The 14,721-nt window shown below is 52.5% G+C and carries 14 protein-coding genes; 7 read left to right on the top strand and 7 right to left on the bottom strand.

Annotated elements, in window-relative coordinates:
• Position 1 precedes the first annotated feature (1 nt).
• Positions 2-1,963: a complex I subunit 5 family protein gene (locus tag RJ53_RS02700; protein ID WP_211530067.1), complete on the bottom strand. Its 1,962-nt coding sequence runs from the start codon at positions 1,961-1,963 to the stop codon at positions 2-4.
• 473 nt (positions 1,964-2,436) lie between these two features.
• Between RJ53_RS02700 and RJ53_RS02695 the strand changes: the two genes are divergently transcribed.
• Positions 2,437-3,861: a dihydropteroate synthase-like protein gene (locus tag RJ53_RS02695; protein WP_211530066.1), complete on the top strand. Its 1,425-nt coding sequence runs from the start codon at positions 2,437-2,439 to the stop codon at positions 3,859-3,861.
• A 7-nt stretch (positions 3,862-3,868) separates the two neighbouring features.
• Here the strand turns inward: RJ53_RS02695 and RJ53_RS02690 are convergent, their stop codons facing one another.
• Positions 3,869-4,222, bottom strand: coding sequence for a hypothetical protein (locus RJ53_RS02690; protein ID WP_211530065.1), 354 nt, complete (start codon positions 4,220-4,222; stop codon positions 3,869-3,871).
• Positions 4,223-4,372: 150 nt separating this feature from the next.
• Here RJ53_RS02690 and RJ53_RS02685 point away from each other — a divergent pair, with 150 nt between their 5' ends.
• Together RJ53_RS02685 and RJ53_RS02680 are read left to right on the top strand one after the other, a co-directional pair.
• A complete protein-coding gene (locus RJ53_RS02685; protein ID WP_211530064.1) occupies positions 4,373-5,272 on the top strand; it encodes a PPK2 family polyphosphate kinase in 900 nt (299 codons plus the stop codon).
• Between the two features lie 122 nt (positions 5,273-5,394).
• A complete protein-coding gene (locus tag RJ53_RS02680; protein ID WP_211530063.1) occupies positions 5,395-6,099 on the top strand; it encodes a DUF4013 domain-containing protein in 705 nt (234 codons plus the stop codon).
• Here the strand turns inward: RJ53_RS02680 and RJ53_RS02675 are convergent.
• Together RJ53_RS02675 and RJ53_RS02670 are read right to left on the bottom strand one after the other, a co-directional pair.
• Positions 6,081-6,335 carry a hypothetical protein gene (locus tag RJ53_RS02675; RefSeq protein ID WP_211530062.1) on the bottom strand — a complete coding sequence of 85 codons (255 nt, stop codon included), beginning with the start codon at positions 6,333-6,335 and terminating at the stop codon, positions 6,081-6,083. The two genes, RJ53_RS02680 and RJ53_RS02675, sit on opposite strands and share 19 nt — an antisense overlap.
• A gap of 100 nt (positions 6,336-6,435) precedes the next feature.
• The gene (locus RJ53_RS02670) at positions 6,436-7,791 is read right to left on the bottom strand and encodes an MFS transporter (RefSeq protein WP_211530061.1); all 1,356 of its coding nucleotides are present in this window, start codon (positions 7,789-7,791) and stop codon (positions 6,436-6,438) included.
• Positions 7,792-7,817: 26 nt separating this feature from the next.
• On the opposite strand from RJ53_RS02670, the gene RJ53_RS02665 reads away from it, so the two are divergent.
• On the top strand, positions 7,818-8,435 hold the full coding sequence (locus RJ53_RS02665; protein WP_211530060.1) for a class I SAM-dependent methyltransferase: 618 nt from the start codon (positions 7,818-7,820) through the stop codon (positions 8,433-8,435).
• On the opposite strand, the gene RJ53_RS02660 is transcribed toward RJ53_RS02665, so the two are convergent.
• The 3 genes from RJ53_RS02660 to RJ53_RS02650 all read right to left on the bottom strand — a co-directional run bounded on the left by RJ53_RS02660 (position 8,425) and on the right by RJ53_RS02650 (position 11,290).
• A complete protein-coding gene (locus RJ53_RS02660; protein WP_211530059.1) occupies positions 8,425-9,927 on the bottom strand; it encodes an MBL fold metallo-hydrolase in 1,503 nt (500 codons plus the stop codon). The genes RJ53_RS02665 and RJ53_RS02660 overlap by 11 nt on opposite strands.
• A 77-nt stretch (positions 9,928-10,004) precedes the next feature.
• Positions 10,005-10,763: a PP2C family protein-serine/threonine phosphatase gene (locus tag RJ53_RS02655; RefSeq protein WP_211530058.1), complete on the bottom strand. Its 759-nt coding sequence runs from the start codon at positions 10,761-10,763 to the stop codon at positions 10,005-10,007.
• Positions 10,764-10,840: 77 nt separating this feature from the next.
• The gene (locus tag RJ53_RS02650) at positions 10,841-11,290 is read right to left on the bottom strand and encodes a ribonuclease III domain-containing protein (RefSeq protein ID WP_211530057.1); all 450 of its coding nucleotides are present in this window, start codon (positions 11,288-11,290) and stop codon (positions 10,841-10,843) included.
• Positions 11,291-11,414: 124 nt separating this feature from the next.
• On the opposite strand from RJ53_RS02650, the gene RJ53_RS02645 reads away from it, so the two are divergent.
• From RJ53_RS02645 to RJ53_RS02635, 3 genes are all read left to right on the top strand, one after another.
• The gene (locus RJ53_RS02645) at positions 11,415-12,365 is read left to right on the top strand and encodes a FecCD family ABC transporter permease (RefSeq protein WP_211530056.1); all 951 of its coding nucleotides are present in this window, start codon (positions 11,415-11,417) and stop codon (positions 12,363-12,365) included.
• Complete coding sequence (locus RJ53_RS02640; RefSeq protein WP_211530055.1) at positions 12,362-13,633, top strand: ABC transporter ATP-binding protein; 1,272 nt, start codon at positions 12,362-12,364, stop codon at positions 13,631-13,633. The genes RJ53_RS02645 and RJ53_RS02640 overlap by 4 nt, the downstream gene beginning before the upstream one ends.
• A gap of 65 nt (positions 13,634-13,698) precedes the next feature.
• A complete protein-coding gene (locus tag RJ53_RS02635; RefSeq protein WP_211530054.1) occupies positions 13,699-14,697 on the top strand; it encodes a DUF4352 domain-containing protein in 999 nt (332 codons plus the stop codon).
• Positions 14,698-14,721 lie beyond the last annotated feature (24 nt).

Genomic DNA, 14,721 nt, shown 5'->3' with positions numbered 1-14,721 from the left:
ACTACCATCCGATGAATGGTGTGAGGATGATGATGATCAGATAGATCCCAAGGACCAGTGTGATCAGGAGGATACCGGTCCCGAATGTCGAGAGGTTCATCAGGGTTCGCCGGTGCCTGCGTGAGAAGAGATGCCAGCGCTCCTGAAAACGCTCATCTGCTGATCGGGTCATCTCCTGTATTCCGGAGAGGAGATCGATCCCGACAAATCTGCCGGTCGAATGAAAGGCCCCGGTAGCCCGGTAGTACCAGGCATCAGGGGAGATGAGGGATGGGACCTTCTTCTCCCAATGAAACCATCCCCAGAAGACATAAGCGATGAAGAGAAGGATCCCGACACTCACCTCAAGTATCGCATATCCGATATTTCCGGCCGAATAGATCCCTGCCCCCCCGTATCCGGCGTATCCGGCAATATATGTGATTCCTGACTCGGAGAATGGAAATATCATTGCTGCTGGCAAAATAAAGAAGATGGCAAGACCCGGGAGTATGCCAAGAAGTATGATCGCAACCGAGAGGGCGAAGAGTGCTGCCCTCATCGGGATGGGTGTTGTATCAAGAGGCAGTCTCTGAAGCTTCGTCTCACCAAAGAAGGTAAAGAGGAGGAGTTTCCCGGTCGAGGCGACGGTTCCTCCGCAGACGATGAAGAAGATCGCCTCGGCAGGAAGGAGAGTCCACCCTCCAAGGGCCTGAGCATCGATAAGGGCATGATGAATGAATGCCTTGCTGACAAACCCGTTGAAGCCCGGAATACCTGAGATCGCACAGACTCCGATTGCCATTGCCACCGCAGTAAACGGCATAGAGCGCCAGATGCCTCCGATCTTATACATATTCAGCTCATCTGTTGCCAGAAAGACGGCCCCCACTGCAAGGAAGAGGGAGGCTTTGAAGAGGGCATGGTTGATGAGATGATAGAGGCCCCCGGCAAACCCGGTCGATCCCGCATCTCCAAGATACACCACACAGGAGATGCCAAGGAGGATGAACCCCATCTGGCTGATGCTGTGGTACGCAAGCATTCTCTTTGAGTTGGTCTGCATCAGGGCGAGAAAGACGGCAACGATCATTGTGATGAGGGAGAGCCAGATCAGTACAAGACCAGCGGGGGACCCGGAAGAGGAGAGAGAGCCTGAGATGACGGAAGGCAAGAGGATGAAGAGGCAGACAACGAAGATTCCGTACGCACCAACCTTGATGATCAGTCCTGAGAGTATCGCTGAGGCGGGTGTCGGAGCGGAGCTGTGGGCATCGGGAAGCCAGATATGAACAGGGTACATTCCCGCCTTCACACCGAACCCAAGGATCATCAGTCCGGCAATGAGGAGGATCTGCGAGCTGGTCAGGCCTGAACCCACTGCAAGAGGGGCCACATCAACCGATCCAGTACCTGCATACAGGAGAGCCGCACCGGCAAGGATGAGAAAGGCACCGGATATACCAAGAAAGAGATATTTCTTCGCCGCAGCAACCGCATCATGCGTCTGGTAATGGATGATCAGCACAAATGCCGAGAGGGTCAGCAGTTCAAAGAAGAGATACAGGGTGATGTAGTCGCCCGAGATGAGTACACCGAGATCTGCAAAGAAGGAGAAGAGCCAGAAGGCATAGAACCGGTTCGTCCTCTCCTCCTCACCAAGATAGCCGGTGGCATAGACTGTGCCAAGCATCCAGACAAACGCAGTGACCAGAATAACCACATATGAAAAAGGATTGATCTGGATAACTGGTGTATAAAAGAGATACTCATTCTCAATGGCAATTCGCAGGCTGAGATCCGGAGAGAGGGAGGGGATGCCAAGGCCGGCGATCAGAAGAACAAGGGCAGGAGCAGAGACTGCAATCAGGTTACGGAGGGGAGGAGAGTAGCGTCCCATGAAGTAACAGAGAAAGGATCCGATGAATGGAACTGCCAGTAGAGCAATACCTGCATACTCTGGTTGGAATCCCATGGTCGCCATTGGCAATATGGTTATTCTGCCTTGTGATACATAAGGATACTGAAGGATTCATTCCTTTTCTCCAGAAAACCTGGTTTTCCGGGATAATTTCATAACCGTCTTTTATTCGTAATCTTAGGACATTCCATAACAAACGAAGAGGTTGTGCAAATGAACTGAAGAGTTCAGGGTTGACGGTCACCGAGACGATGGAGGTCAGGTCCTTTCCTGATGGAAATTCAGTCGATAAAGCGTTTGAATCAGGGAAGAAGATGGCAGATAAGATCATCGCCTGAGCTGCATCTGGTCTGGATTTCCCTATCTCCTGCTATACAGGCATAAGGCGTATCATGACAATTTTCCTTCTATTCGCCTTTTATATTTTACGTTTCTGATTCAAAAGCATCAAATCCAGAAATGCAAGTCGTACACCTGCTATCTCAGCCATAGACCAATTCGCCATCTTGATGTAGGGTCAGGTCAACCATTCATCCATGCGGATTCTTCTTATTACCGGAACCCAGACTGAGGACCTTGTCAGAAGGGCGGCCCGCGAGTCCGGCCATGACTGTGTCGTGGAGGTCATCGGCGAGGTGGCGTCATTCATATCCCCCGGACACCTCATCGACCTGATCAGGAGCTCTCACTTTGATCAGGTGATCGTCTCAGGGATGTGTACTGCAGACTTCTCCGGAGTTGAGAAGGAGACAGGGGTTCCGGTCTTCCTTGGACCACGGCATGCGAGCGATCTGGCAATGATACTGCCGGGGGTAGGCCAGATACAACTCTCACGCACCATACCGGCAGATGATCTCATCGCGGGGATGAAGAGGGAGCGTGCTCTTGAGCGGCTTGCTGAGATCGAAGATGAGGCCGACCCGGACTTTGTCATCAGGGGAAAGAAGATCGGTGGCGGCAGCAGGATGAAGGTCTGTGCAGAGATTATGGATGTCCACCGACATCCGGATCTCAGATCCACCGTTGCCGCACTCTTCATCAAAGGAGCAGATATTGTCGATCTTGGCTTTGGATTTGATGCCACCCCGGAGGATGTACGGCGTGTTTTCCGGGAGCTTGAAGGGATCGATGGGCCGCTTGCCATCGATACGCAGGATCCGGATCTGATCAGACCCGCCCTTGAAAGGGTGGATCTCATCCTCTCACTCCAGGAAGAGAATATCCCGATCATCGGATCTGCTGTGGCAGATGCCGGGGTTGCGGCTGTCGTCGTCCCCGGAGAGGTGGGCCTTCCTGCAAATATCGCGGCAGCTGAGGCCTGTGGAATAACCTGCCTCATCGCTGATCCCCTGCTTCCTCCTGCCGGATCAGGACTCGTCAGGGCACTGGCAGGGTATGCTGCGGCAGATACAGATCACCCACTCTTCTTCGGAGCAGGGAACGTCGTTGAACTGCTGGATGCCGACTCGCCAGGGGTAAACGGACTCCTTGCAGCGATGGCAAAAGAGGTCGGGGCCGCAGTCATCTTCTCAAGCGAACACTCGGACAAGACGAGAGGGTCGGTTCGGGAGATGCATATTGCAACGATGATGATGGCACTGATGGAGGGAAGACCATACCCGAAAGATCTCGGTATCGATCTATTTCTCATCAAGGAGAAGCGGCGGCGGCAGGAACCCCCGATCAGATATAATTCATTGATTCGCCCGAAAGAGGAAGAAAAGAAGCTCATCTATGACCCTTGCGGAAACTTCAGGATCGGGATTGCTGAAGATGAGATCATTGCTGAAAAGGACGGTATGGCAATCCGGGCCCGGGATTGGGCTTCCATATATAATGAGATTGAAGCCAGAGGCTGGATTTCACGGATGGACCATGCAGCCTACCTTGGGAAAGAACTCTATAAAGCCGAACTTGCCATCCGTTTCAACCGTAGTTTTGAACAGGATGGCAGGTTCTGATCAACAATTAAAAGATACCATACCAGATGGTAAACGCGGTGACTATCATGATGAGCAGAATGATGATCAGGGCTTTGGAGAGGCAGGGGGTGCAGAGACCCCCGGTCATACCATCTCTCTGTTTGGCTGAACAGAGTCGGCAGCTCTGCACCCTCTCCATGCGAGGGTGTATCTTCTGGTAAAGGGAGTGTATCTTCTCCTCCCTGTTTTCGGAGGTTCTGATACGGTTCCATTCCTCTTCGGAAAGCCCGATAAAGAGGTCACAGGTCCCGCATTTGATCCAGATCTCATTATCTGATGGCCGTTCTGCAAAAACGGTCATCTCCCCACACTGTGGACAGTGCAGACCTGATAGTACCATGGTGATTACATTGCAGATCAGCTATAAATAGTTGTTTCAGGGTTAAAGACGCCCTCCAGCAATAATGGATCTCCCTTATGATCAGCGACTGCTATTACGGCAATACCAACTGTTTTATTGCATCTCCTGAGCATTATTCCCTGAGAAGGAATGATTAAGGATAAATATATCGAAAAACTCCTTGTTAAGCCTGGAAAAAGCCTTACAATCACAGACTTCTATACCGGATGGGCACAGAACGATGCCCTGAAAGAACGGGGCAAGAATAATGTCAAGGCACGGGCTCAAGAGATCCTCGAAGAGAACCGAACCGCACTCGCAAACGCCCAGGAACTTCTATGGATAGACAATCGTTACTCGATCCTGATTATTCTCCAGGGTATGGATACTGCAGGGAAGGACGGAACGATCAAGCATGTCATGTCAGGTGTCAATCCCCAGGGATGCCGTGTTACGAGCTTTGGGGTGCCAACCAGATATGAGCTTGACCACTCCTTCCTCTGGCGTTTCTGGAAGGCGATGCCACGGAGGGGAGAGATCGGGATCTTCAACAGATCCTATTATGAGGATGTTCTTGTGCCAAAAGTACATCCTGAGATCCTCAAGGATCACCGGCTCCCCGTTGCTAAACCCGATGAGGAGTTCTGGAATACAAGATATGAGGATATCCGGGCATTTGAAAGGCATCTGATCGCAAACGGGACGATCATTCTGAAATTCTTCCTGAATATCTCAAAAGATGAACAGAAAGAACGACTCCTCTCCCGGTTGGAGAACGAAGAGAAGAACTGGAAGTTCTCCCTCTCCGATCTGAGCGAACGGAAGCGCTGGGACGACTATCATAAAGCATATGAAGAGGCTTTCTTTCAGACGAGCACAAAGGACGCCCCCTGGTACATCATCCCGGCCGATTACAAGTGGGCTGCACGAACACTTGTTGCAGATCTCATCGTCAAGGGGATCAACTCACTCGATCTCAGGTATCCAACGACGACAGATGAGATGAAGCAGGAACTGAAGAAGGCACGAGAGATCTTGGAAAATGAGTAGATCTTCATCCTGAAAAAGTGCAATCTCTTAAAGTGGAAAGAAAGCCATTATGATGGCATCATCCCTGGAAGCGGGCAGGGATGATTTATATACTATATTATCCAAAATCAGCCTGATTCATCATGTCTATCAGCACAATCGCATCAGAATCGTTCTCCTATGCCCAGGAGGCTGTCTGGGGAAAATGGAAGCAGTGGATACTGCTTGTCATCGCCTATCTGATAACAAGCATCACCCTCTATATTGTACCGGTCTTCAATGGATATCTCGTCTCTGTCCTCTCAGGGGCGGATCCGGCACCAGAGGTGGATGACTGGGGGAAGCTCTTTGTCGATGGCTGGAAGCTGAATATCATCGCCCTCATTTATATGATACCGATCATCGTCATCCTGCTGATCTTCGGCGCAGCAACGCTGCCGTTTATGATTGCCGGTTCGGCAATGGGCGATATGACCGGTGTGGTCCCGGATGAATTCATCCTTGGAGCAATAGCCGAATTATTTGCGGGATTACTTTTGGCATTCGTTGTTGCGATCATCATCTCATTCATTGCATACACAGGTGTCGTCAGATTTGCAAAGACAGATAACATTATGGAGGCATTCAATTTTAGTGCGATCTTTGAACATATTGCACGAATCGGTTGGGTCGACTATATCATCGCCATTATCGTTCTCTGGATCATCATCGCAGTCTTTGCGTTTATTATCGGGGCATTGTCGGCAATTCCAGTACTTGGATGGCTCATCGCCCTCTTCCTCGGCCCGCCACTCTCACTCTTTACATGGCGATACGTAACGATGCTCTATCAGACTGTTCCGGCATAGAGAAAATTTCCACTCTCTTTTTCCAACTCCCCATCCATCCTGAGAGCCGCGACAAATCCAGGGGATCGGACTCCGGTCTTCAGCATCATACCACAATGCTTCGATCCGGAGAGAAGCTTTCGCAGATCTGCATCATTGATCTCGATCCCGTCATGGCCGCTCCGATAGACCACATGGTACCCAGGATCGTCCAACCTGTCGATTACCCAGAAGGCCCGATCGCCACCCTGATACATTGTCCCTGAGTCCTTATTCCAAGTAATTCTTTATGCCGTGACTGCAGTAATACCGTCTCCTTCTTCAGAAATAATTTGTAGTATTCCGTTATTGACAACGTTACGGAAGATACCGCCTGATAACCGCAGACTGGAAGAGGATGATCACTGAGACTGCAAGTACTATGAGAAATATCACCGTGAAGGCCTCTTCTGCCGGGTACAATGTGAGTGCCGCACCGGCAACGATCGGGCCAAGGGCTCCTCCGATGCTCTGGATGGTGTGGAGGAATGCACTTGCGGTAGCGGTCTGGCCGGGAGGTGCCGAGGCGACAGCAATCATGTTATCGATGGTCAGAAGAATCGACATGCCCGCTGAGAAGATCATCCAGACAGCAACAAGCAGGAGAGGTGTCAGCTCGAAGAGGAAGAAGATCCCGCTACCGATGAGAAGGGCAATACTCCCGATGAGAAACGGCAGTACAACACCCTTTTTTGAAACCAGGTATCCTGCAAGAGGGCCTGAGACCATATCGGTGAGAGATCCGGGCATCAGAAGAATCCCCACAAAGATGATCGGTAGAGCAAGTCCGGCGGGATGTGAGATGATATATGGCATCAGCTGAAGGAGGATAAAGAAGGCGAAGACAACGAGAAATGCATTTATCGTGATCGCAGGGAACGGAGCTTCCCGGATCATCCCGATATCAAGGAGTGGATCCGGGGTCTGCTTCTCATGCCGGAGGAAGAGGATCAGAAGGAGGAACGAGACGAGAAACCCTCCCCAGACGATCGGATTTCTCATTCCGGAGAGGCCACCCTCTGTCAGTGCGATCATCCCGGTGAGGATAGAGGCAGCAAAGAGTCCCATCCCGATCAGATCGATCTTCCCCTGCCGGAGAACGCCATGCCTGGGGAGGATGAACCATGCGGCAATGATGATGAGGAGAACGACGGGTATCATGATCTGGAAGCAGGCACGCCATCCGATGGTCTCGATGATATATGCACCGAACATGATACCAAGGAAGCTCCCTGCCCCATAGGTGGCGGCAAGAACACCAATTGCCGTCGCCACCCATTCCGGAGGTGTCTCTTCTGCCACGAGTGCATACGCAAGCGGAGCGATGGCCAGGCCGACCCCCTGGAGCATCCGTGAAAGGAGGAGGATTGTCATATCCGGGGCATATCCTCCAAGGGCGATGCCGGCTCCATAGACTCCAAGGCAGGCGAGGATGACGCGGCGTTTTCCCAGTATATCGCCGAGGGATCCGATGGCAAGAAGGATGACGGCCCCGACGAGCATCACCGTCGGGAGGATCCATGCGATGATAACTGATGCAACGCCAAACTCCGCCTCTATCGCAGGAAAGCCGGCGATGATCATCGCTTCGGTCGCCATCACTGTCGCTATGATGACGCCAAGAAGGGCGAGGAGATGATGGTAGCGTTGCAGACCAGACATAAGAAGGATCATATCATCCCGCAGCGCCATGAATCTATATGAGCAGACTCGATCCAGGGGTCCTCAGGGAGGCCTGGAACACCGATTACCGGAAGAGGGGCGCACTCTATGGAGGAGCCCCGTTTCAACTCCCGGATCTCCCCCGGGAGACCTGTGTGCTCGATCTCGGATGCGGGAATGGGAAGCATCTTCCGGCGATGGAAGGGAGAGGCTGGGCGATCACCGGTATCGATGCAGCAGAGGAAGCAGTCAGACTCTGCAAAAGAAAAAGAGTGCATCTCATCATCGGTGATGGTCGTCATCTCCCCTTCAGGGAGGAGGTATTTGGCGCAGTCATCGGAATTCATATCCTTGGCCATCTGACCGAGGAAGATCGTCCTCTCCTTATAGGGGAGGTCAAACGGGTGCTGGGAGAGGGGGGAGTATTTCATTGCACAGTCTTTTCGAGGAATGATATGCGATGCGGGAAGGGTGAAGAGGTTGAAGCATTCACCTTCTCGCGTCAGGGAATTATCACCCACTACTTCACCGAAGAAGAGCTCAGAACTCTTGGAGAACCCTTTGAAGAGATATGCATCACCACGGAGAGTTATCAGGTACGGCTTTCAGGGAAGCTCTATACCAGAGAGTACCTCCATGCCGTCTTCAGCAGGTGATCTCCTCTCCGGTCTGTGGGATGACAACCTGCTCCCAACGTCTGGAATACCATTCCGGGGCAGTCGTATGTACCGGAATGATCAGATCGGGATCGATCCTGTCGACGATAGCCTCAAGATCCTGAGGCGACGCATGGCCGGATGCGTGAAAGCCTACGGCCTCCGGGGATCTGCCGGAAAGACCATGGCAGCAGATTCCAAAGCGGTCAAGCCACTCAACGAGGCGGGCGGTATCAAGTGCCATCTCCTCGTTAAATGCTTCGCATGTCGAAGAGATGTACGTCCCCCCCTCAGGAGCAATATCCGGGAGTGCGACGAGATCATACAGGGAGAAGCAGAGGATGTAACTACCAGGATCCCGTTTCACCTCATCTGAAGAGACCGGGATGATTTGATCAGACAGCCCCTTCTTCCATCCCGGTATACGGGGATCCGTAAATCCCCCGTACATCAGGAGCGAGGGCAGAAGATGTGGGTGGCCGCAGGCTGCCATTGCCTGGAGAAGATATGCATCCTTTGCTGTCACGACAAGCTGCCTTCCGCATGTATCTGCGATCTCCTGAAATATCATCAGCCGCTCGATGTTCCGCGGAGAAAAATCTGCTATAACAAGTCCTTCCTCTTCGGCAACAGCCTCCCGGCAGTTCACTGCAACCTCCTCCTCCGAGACCTCAGGCGAAGAATGGTCTTCTTCACGTAAGAGCCGGGTTCCCTCGATGATGAGTGTCCCAGTATCCCGTGCAGCATCCACAAAGCGTGATGTTGCCGCATTCTCCCTGCCATGCGTCCTGATATCCCCAGTATAGGCGATCGAGAGATCACCCCCAAGAAGAAATGCAGTTGCTCCCGGAATGGAGTGATCAACCGGATAGGATTCAATGGAGAAGGGAAAGTTCGATTCATGGAAAAGTGAGACGGATGCATTGATTCTGGCCCCCTTTCCCTGTGGAATGGTCGATATGAGGGATCTGAAGGAATCCGTTATATCATCCGTGACGATGAGATCACGCCCAATAGCGGCCTTTCTCCCAGCCACCAGTGTCCGCTCATCATGGGGAGTCCGCTCTTTTGTGTAAATAGGATCGGATCCTATCCTGGCGGGTCCGGAGTCCTGCATTGCCTTGATGAGGCCAAGGGTGGTGCCTGATGCGATGAGTGGAATTGTTGTATCAAGCATCCCGGCAAGGCCGACATGATCCATATGCGCATGAGAGAGGAGCAGGGCATCAACCGGGATCTGCGGCATTCCTTTCAGGGTGAGATCAGGGGGCGTGAGATCAGACCGGTAATTCGCAATCGGCGGGAGGAGGCCGAGATGGAGGTAGTCATAGATTCCCCGACCGCTTCTTGGCGTTAAGAAATCACCATAGAACCGCGAGTACATTGAGAAGTCAATACCAAAGTCGAGGAAGAGACCGGATGATCCCTCCCTGATATGAATCTTATTCCCACCGATTGATCCAGCACCACCATAGATCGTCACCTGCGCCATACTACAGAATTGATCAATGATCAGAAAAATGATTCGAAGATAAAATGAATGTTGGAGTCGCCAGGCAGATGATCCTGTTATTCTTTCTGCCCGATGGAGTAGACCGGGGAGCGATAGACGATTCCGGTTGCATTATCCCGTGTCACTGCAAGGACACGATGCATGAGCCGCCGGAGTATTCCTGCCGGATCATCCCGGAGTGACTCACAGCTGAGGATCTGCTCATCAAGATGTTCATAGAAGCCATCAGATGCAAGGAGGAGAACATCACCTGGATGGAGGGTGATACTCTTTGTCGAAACGGTAAAGTCCCCACCGATACTCCGCGTGATATATGACCGCAGCGGGTGATGAATCACTTCACTTGCATCAAGGAGGCCCCGTTGTACCATCTCAGCGACAAGGGAGTGATCGCGGGTGACCGAGACGACCCTGCCGGAGAGATGATATGCACGGGAATCTCCGGTATGCGCGATGATCGCTTTATTTCGCCTTATGAATGCAGCGACAAGTGTTGTCCCCATACCTTGTGCATCGCCGGTCGCGGCAGCTTTAACAGCTTTATCTGCTGCTGTGAACCCTCCTTCGAGTTTCCGGTGGCATTCATCCAGTTTGAGACCCCCGGTGTATGCCTCAGAAAAATAGTCACGAAGTGTTGTAATCGCGATCGATGAGGCCCGATCTCCTGCAACCTGCCCGCCGATGCCATCTGCCACTGCAATAAGATATCCATCCGAAAGAGGGAGAATTGTAAAGGAATCCTCGTTTGCCGGCCGCCCTCCCCGGCATGTGAGACCTGCTATCTCACTACCGACCGTCATCATTCGCCCGATCATAGCTTACTCCAAACCCCGAATTTTTGCCGGAGAGTCTTCATATGAATAACAATAGTAGCATCGCCGCCTACATTACTTCAACCTTTCCTATTTTCCCCGATGCCGGATGCTGCAATCACGGTTTTTACTTTGGACATTCCCCCGTCAATATAAAGGGCGCCGATGAGCGCCTCATAGCATTCGGCAAGAACCCTGCCGGATTCCCATATCTCCTGGCTCTTCTCACCCTTTCCCCAGAAGACATATGAACCGAGATCGAGAGATTCTGCGGCCATTCTGAGGCTGAGCATATTGACGGCATGTACCTTCCTGTTGGTAATAATACCTTTGTCATACTCACCTGATACTATGATCTCCTCAATGACAGAGAGATCGATGGCGGCATCGCCAAGGACGGCGAGCGCATCCATATGCTGCCCATCCGGGAGGCCTGCCTCGCGTGCGTACGCAGATCGCGTGAGGGCGCGGGTGAGGAGGGCCGGGTCTTTGAAGGTATAGTTGAGGCGGGCTTCAAGTGGGGTTGTCATTCCAAAAAGATGGATCAACCAATTGAATAAAACCATTGAAGCCGGAAAGGCAGGTGACCGGCAGCAAAACCGCAAAAGATTTTTAATAAACTATAATTACCTTAAATCAAGTACAATGACATGAATGAGCCCGCGGAATCCCCTGATCCTTATAGCCCTCTTTGTCACCCTCCTCCTGAGCATGGCAGCTGCCGTCCTGACCGGGCCGACAAGCATTCCGATCGGCTCCATCCTCACAAATCCAGTCTATTATCAGATCATATCGGAGATACGGGTCCCGCGTGTCATCGCCGCCGTGCTTGTCGGGGCAGCGCTTGCAACTGCAGGAACAGCAATGCAGGGGCTCTTCAGGAATCCGATGGCCGATCCCTATATCATCGGAACATCCGCTGGAGGGTCACTGGGGGCAGCAATCTCCATCGTCTTCCTCGCAGGCCTTGGTCTCCCCGTCTTCGCCTTCATTGGTGCGATCGGATCGACCTTCCTGGTCTATATGATTGCACGGAGAGGAGGGAAGGTCCCGGTTGAGACGCTCCTCCTGACCGGGGTTGCCCTCTCGATGTTCCTCTCGGCGATGCTCTCATTTCTCATGTATACCGCGGGAAAGAGCCTGCATCAGATCATCTTCTGGCTGATGGGGGGATTCTGGACGGTCTCCTGGAGCCAGGTTCATGTCGGTCTTCTGATTCCCATCGGGTGTGTCGCAATCTACATCTTCGCCCGTGATATCAACATCATCTCCCTTGGAGAAGAGGAGGCGATGCATCTCGGTGTCAATGTGGAGCAGCTCAAGGTGATCCTCCTCTTCATCAGCTCATTGCTTGCAGGGATTGCCGTCTCAATCGCGGGTGCGATAGGGTTCATCGGGCTGATCACCCCGCATATCATGAGAACTATCGTGGGTCCGGATCACCGGGTGCTCCTCCCTGCCGCCATACTCGCCGGGAGCATCCTCCTTCTCTGGGCTGATACCTTTGCACGGACATTCGGTAACGAGATGCCGGTTGGGATCATCACCTCATTCTTCGGGGCACCTTTCTTCATGTATCTCCTCAGGAGGCGGATGCGGGCATGAAAGCAGTTGAGATCACCGGGCTGGATGTACGCTATGGGGCAGCCAGGATCCTCGAAGAGATAGCATTCTCAGCAGAGCAGGGGGAGATGATCGGGATCGTCGGTCCAAACGGTTCAGGAAAGACGACCCTTCTCAAGGCGATGAGCAGGATCGTTACTCCTGAGTCCGGTGAGATCTACTATAATAATCAGGATATGGCGGATCTCACCTTCCGCCAGCTTGCCCGGGAGGTCGCCGTCGTTCCGCAGGAGATTGCCATCCAGTTCGATTATACTGTCAGGGAGATTGTAACGATGGGGAGGCACCCCTTCATCGGGAGATTTGCTTCCGAGAGCCGCGAGGATCATGCCATCTGCACCAGGGCGATGAAGCTGGCATCGGTTGATCATCTTGCGGAGACCTCGGTCAATGCCATCAGCGGGGGGGAGCGGCAGCGTGTCCTCATCGCCCGTGCACTTGCCCAGGAGCCAAAGGTTCTCCTCCTGGACGAAGCGACCTCAAACCTTGATATCAGCCACCAGATCGAGATCCTCAGCATTATCCGCCGCGAGACGGTCCGGGCATCGATCATCAGCGTCTTCCATGATCTCAACCTCGCTTCATCCTATTGTGACCGGATTCTGCTCCTGAAAGACCGGCAGATCCATGCGATGGGGCCGCCCGCAGAGGTGCTGACCAGAGAGAATATCCGGGCCGTCTATGGTGTGGATGTCATCGTCAGGAAGCACCCCCTCACCGGGAGACCCTATATCCTCCTGATGTATGATCATGAGAGGGGAGCTCCGCAATCCACAAGGATCCATATACTCTGTGGCGGAGGCACGGGATCGGAGCTGATGCAGACCCTGCATGCACAGGGGATGCAGATCACAACAGGTGTCCTCAATATTCTTGATTCAGACTATCTGACAGCAAAGGAGCTTGGGATTATGGTCATCAGCGAGCCGCCATTCTCCCCGATATCAGAAGAGTCAGTATCCATACTGAAGAGATGTCTCACAGAGGCGGACCTCATCATCCTCCTGAATATGCCGATTGGGAGGGGGAATATCGAAAATATCAGGGTACTGAATGGATATAAAGAGAAGGTTGTGATGTATGGGATGGATAGCGGGATTCAGGATTACTCCGGCGGAGAGGCGACCCGGCTCATCACTGATCTATGCGGGTGTGGAGCATTACGGATAGAAAGTATTCAGGAGATGCAGAGCTTTCTTTCATCCAAACGATTACATGAGAAAAAGGATAAGTCCGGGATGATCATATGAGATCGTCATATCGTATCTTTCTCATTGGGGTGTTCCTCATTTTTTCAGTCGCAGTTGCCGGCTGTATGACCATTCCGTCAGATGAGCCGGTTGCAGAAGAAACCCGTCCAGTGACCCTCCCTGATCAGGTGCCGTCCGGAACATGGGGAGGGGAGCCAATGGATGAACCCCTTATTGCCGGTTACGGGGGTACCCTCTGTGAGATCACCGTCTCTGGCATCATTTGCGGGCACCAGGCAGAGAGGCTCATCAGGGAGGCCAATATCTTCAACCCCTCTCCTGATGCAGGGAATGAATTTATTCTCATCAGCGTCACGATGCGTCGTCTCTCAGAATCACACGCATTACGTACCTCCCCTCACGACTTCCATCTCAGAGGAGGGGATGAAGACTATCGTAACGTCTTTGCCCGGATGCCGCCGACACACCCACACTACCCCGATAGCATACCTTCCCCGGAAGATGAGGTCAGTGGGTGGCTTCTCTTTGAGGTACCATCCGGCAGGGATCTGACACTGGTATGGAGTCCCCTTGGAGATCCTGCCGGGTTTATCCATCTCGGAAGAGGCGGCGGAGATGAGCTGGCTGAAAGGATACCTGGTCCGATCCTCTCACCCGGGACACCGTTCATCTACATGGATGCCCGGAAGAGCAATGAGCTCTCGATCATGTATCAGTATAGTACGTTCCGGAGCTCTTTTACGTATGAGTCTGATCAGGGGCTGGTGTCACAAAGCGCCAGGGACGGCAGCAAGTACCTTCTTACATGCCTTCAGGTGACGCACCGCGGCAACCATGATGGCCTCTATTACCTTGCGGAGATTCCCAGGATTTCTGCATTCACCCTTTATGGTCCGGAGACGATCTATACACCTGTGGAGATGCCGGGCAGGCGAAGTGATCATATCTCGCTCGGAGAATTGTACACAGAGACGATCCTTGAGCGAAAAGAGAATAAACAGGGTTTCCTTCTCTTTGAGGTTCCGGATGATTTCACCCTTGATGATGCATATCTTGGAGTTATTCCATTGAAGGAGACCGGGGAGGTCTTCTGGACCCTGTAATGATGTCATGCGATTATTGCCGTT

This window comes from Methanocalculus chunghsingensis, assembly GCF_018132105.1.
Lineage (GTDB): Archaea > Halobacteriota > Methanomicrobia > Methanomicrobiales > Methanocorpusculaceae > Methanocalculus > Methanocalculus chunghsingensis.
This window is presented reverse-complemented; position numbering and strand designations above follow the sequence as displayed.

What these genes read in the sequence shown, in the direction of transcription:
- RJ53_RS02640 (WP_211530055.1), top strand. Translation starts at nt 12,362, where the DNA reads ATGAAAGCAGTTGAGATCACCGGGCTGGATGTACGCTATGGGGCAGCC.
- RJ53_RS02675 (WP_211530062.1), bottom strand. Translation starts at nt 6,335, where the DNA reads ATGTATCAGGGTGGCGATCGGGCCTTCTGGGTAATCGACAGGTTGGAC.
- RJ53_RS02665 (WP_211530060.1), top strand. Translation starts at nt 7,818, where the DNA reads ATGAGCAGACTCGATCCAGGGGTCCTCAGGGAGGCCTGGAACACCGAT.
- RJ53_RS02635 (WP_211530054.1), top strand. Translation starts at nt 13,699, where the DNA reads ATGACCATTCCGTCAGATGAGCCGGTTGCAGAAGAAACCCGTCCAGTG.
- RJ53_RS02645 (WP_211530056.1), top strand. Translation starts at nt 11,415, where the DNA reads ATGAGCCCGCGGAATCCCCTGATCCTTATAGCCCTCTTTGTCACCCTC.
- RJ53_RS02695 (WP_211530066.1), top strand. Translation starts at nt 2,437, where the DNA reads ATGCGGATTCTTCTTATTACCGGAACCCAGACTGAGGACCTTGTCAGA.
- RJ53_RS02650 (WP_211530057.1), bottom strand. Translation starts at nt 11,290, where the DNA reads ATGACAACCCCACTTGAAGCCCGCCTCAACTATACCTTCAAAGACCCG.
- RJ53_RS02660 (WP_211530059.1), bottom strand. Translation starts at nt 9,927, where the DNA reads ATGGCGCAGGTGACGATCTATGGTGGTGCTGGATCAATCGGTGGGAAT.
- RJ53_RS02680 (WP_211530063.1), top strand. Translation starts at nt 5,395, where the DNA reads ATGTCTATCAGCACAATCGCATCAGAATCGTTCTCCTATGCCCAGGAG.
- RJ53_RS02700 (WP_211530067.1), bottom strand. Translation starts at nt 1,963, where the DNA reads ATGGCGACCATGGGATTCCAACCAGAGTATGCAGGTATTGCTCTACTG.
- RJ53_RS02655 (WP_211530058.1), bottom strand. Translation starts at nt 10,763, where the DNA reads ATGATCGGGCGAATGATGACGGTCGGTAGTGAGATAGCAGGTCTCACA.
- RJ53_RS02670 (WP_211530061.1), bottom strand. Translation starts at nt 7,791, where the DNA reads ATGATCCTTCTTATGTCTGGTCTGCAACGCTACCATCATCTCCTCGCC.
- RJ53_RS02685 (WP_211530064.1), top strand. Translation starts at nt 4,373, where the DNA reads ATGATTAAGGATAAATATATCGAAAAACTCCTTGTTAAGCCTGGAAAA.
- RJ53_RS02690 (WP_211530065.1), bottom strand. Translation starts at nt 4,222, where the DNA reads ATGGTACTATCAGGTCTGCACTGTCCACAGTGTGGGGAGATGACCGTT.